General features: G+C 76.7%; 3 protein-coding genes. All 3 read left to right on the top strand.

Annotated elements, in window-relative coordinates; translation table 11 throughout:
* Positions 1 to 376: DUF4439 domain-containing protein (locus ACFW1I_RS38280; protein ID WP_384678773.1), on the top strand; the 376-nt coding region annotated here is incomplete at its 5' end.
* A gap of 55 nt (positions 377 to 431) precedes the next feature.
* Complete coding sequence (locus ACFW1I_RS38275; protein ID WP_384678770.1) at positions 432 to 1,331, top strand: aminoglycoside phosphotransferase family protein; 900 nt, start codon at positions 432 to 434, stop codon at positions 1,329 to 1,331.
* 58 nt (positions 1,332 to 1,389) lie between these two features.
* Positions 1,390 to 2,265 (top strand): slipin family protein, encoded by an 876-nt coding sequence (locus tag ACFW1I_RS38270; RefSeq protein ID WP_384678768.1) that lies wholly within the window; start codon positions 1,390 to 1,392, stop codon positions 2,263 to 2,265.
* Positions 2,266 to 2,423: the final 158 nt, after the last annotated feature.

Genomic DNA, 2,423 nt, shown 5'->3' with positions numbered 1-2,423 from the left:
CCACGGGACCGGCCACGACCGGGCCCGGGGGGGGGGGGGGGGGGCGCGGCGGCGCCGGGGCCCCCGCCGGCGGCGGGCGCGGCGCCGCCCCCGCGCCCGCGCCCCCCAGCCCCCCCCCGCCCGCCCCCGGGGCCCCACGCCGGCCGCCGCGGCCGCCGCGTACGAGCTGCCGTTCCGGGTCGCGGACCCGGCGGGCGCGGTGCGGCTCGCGGCCGTCCTGGAGGACCGGGTGGCCGGGGTCTACTCCGACCTGGTGCGGGCCGCCGACGGCGCGCTGCGCCGGGAGGCGGCGGCCGCCCTCCGGGAGGCGGCGGTCCGCGCGGTGCGGTGGCGCGGCCGCGACGTAACCTTTCCTGGGCTCGCCGAGCGGGTGTGAGTCCGGCCCCCACCAGCCCTGATCACCCCGCCCCAGCAGAAGGAACAACGCACGCATGGGTTTCGAAGCCCCCCGGCGACTGGTGACGGCGCTCCACGAGAAGTACGGCGAGGCCGCCGCGGCCGACTGGCTCGGGCGGCTCCCCGGCCTCGCCGAGCGGGTGCCCGAGGAGGCCGGTCTGACCGTCGAGCGGGTGGTGGCCCCCGGCGGACGCGGCAGTCTGGTCCTGCTCGTCCGCGACGCCGCCGGCACGCCCGCCGCGCTGAAGATCGCGCCGCCGTACACCCGTCCGGAGCAGGAGCGGGACGCGCTCGCGCACTGGAACGGCTGGGGTGCCGTACAGCTCCTCGGGGAGGCCCCCGAGGGCGCCCTCGTCCTCGAACGGCTGCACCCCGAGGTGTCGCTCCGCTCGCTGCCGGAGGCCAAGGCGCTCCTGGAGGCGGCCGGGACCGTACGGAAGCTGTGGGTGGACCCGCCGGCCGGGCACTCCTTCGACACCGTGGCCGGCCGCACCGCGCGCCAGGCCGAGGCGATGGAGCGGCACCGCGCCGACGCCGTCGCCGGGGAGCTCACCGCCGCCGCCCTCGCCGCCCGCGAGGAGCTGCTCACCGGGTCCGCCGAGGAGCTGCTGCTGCACGGCGACTTCCGGCAGGGCAAGGTGCTCGGCGGCGACCGCGCGCCCTGGCTGGCCGTCGGGCCCGACCCGGTCGTCGGCGAGCGCGCCTACGACCTCGCGCGGCTGGTCCGGGAGCGGGTCGAGGACCTGGTCGCCTCCTCCGCCGGCGCCCCGGCGGCCCGGCGGCGGGTCAACAAGCTGGCCGACTCGCTCGACGTCGACCGGGAGCGGCTGCGCGGCTGGACGCTCTTCCGGACCGTCGAGTCCGGCACCCGGGCGCTGGCCGGCGGGCGCCGGCAGGAGGCCGAGTGGCTGCTGGAGTTCGCGAGCTGGCTGTGAGTTCACGCCCCCCAGGAGAGGGAATACCCTTTTTGTAACCCTTTCTCAGGGGGCCGTGATGATCGAAGACATCCTCTTGGCGGTCGCGGGAGCCGCCGTCGCCGCCGTGGCCTACGTCGGCGCGGCGGCGCGCGTCGTGAAGCAGTACGAGCGGGGCGTCGTCTTCCGCTTCGGCCGGCTGCGGGGCGAGGTGCGGCCGCCGGGCTTCACCATGATCGTCCCGGCGGTGGACCGGCTGCACAAGGTGAACATGCAGATCGTCACGATGCCGGTGCCCGCGCAGGAGGGCATCACCCGGGACAACGTGACGGTCCGGGTCGACGCGGTCGTCTACTTCAAGGTGGTGGACGCGGCGGAGGCGCTGGTGCGGGTCGAGGACTACAAGTTCGCGGTCTCGCAGATGGCGCAGACCTCGCTGCGGTCGATCATCGGCAAGAGCGACCTCGACGACCTGCTGTCCAACCGCGAGAAGCTCAACCAGGGCCTGGAGCTGATGCTCGACTCCCCCGCGATCGGGTGGGGCGTGCAGATCGACCGGGTCGAGATCAAGGACGTCTCCCTGCCCGAGACCATGAAGCGCTCGATGGCGCGGCAGGCGGAGGCGGACCGGGAGCGGCGGGCGCGCCTGATCAACGCGGACGCGGAGCTGCAGGCGTCGAAGAAGCTGGCGGAGGCGGCGCACCAGATGGCGGAGGCGCCGTCGGCCCTCCAGCTGCGGCTGCTCCAGACGGTCATGGCGGTCGCGGCCGAGAAGAACTCGACCCTGGTCCTGCCGATCCCGGTCGAGCTGCTCCGCTTCCTGGAGCGGGCCACGCCGGAGCCGCCGGCCGCGGCGCCCGCGCCGCCGCCGGAACCGCTCCCCCCGGTCGAGGACCTCACGGGCCCCTCGGTGGACCCGACCCCCCGCGAAACCCCAGGCGACCTGGCGGCCTGACCCGCCACGTACGCGGGCCTTCCGCAGGACGGCGCCCACCCTCACGCCCGGCTCATGGGCGGCGCGGTCCGCCGGCCCTCCGCGTGGGCAGGCGTTCCGCAGGGCGGTGCCCACCCTCACGCCCGGGGCCCGGGCTTCCGGGCGGCGCCGCTGGCTGG

Origin of the sequence: Streptomyces sp. NPDC058955 (genome assembly GCF_042741435.1) — a bacterium.
Lineage (GTDB): Bacteria > Actinomycetota > Actinomycetes > Streptomycetales > Streptomycetaceae > Streptomyces.
Note: the sequence above shows the minus strand (reverse complement) of the source record. Positions and strands in the feature narration are given on the sequence as shown.

Bases quoted from the DNA above. Each gene is read 5' to 3' on its own strand.
- ACFW1I_RS38275 (WP_384678770.1), top strand. From the start codon at position 432: ATGGGTTTCGAAGCCCCCCGGCGACTGGTGACGGCGCTCCACGAGAAG.
- ACFW1I_RS38270 (WP_384678768.1), top strand. From the start codon at position 1,390: ATGATCGAAGACATCCTCTTGGCGGTCGCGGGAGCCGCCGTCGCCGCC.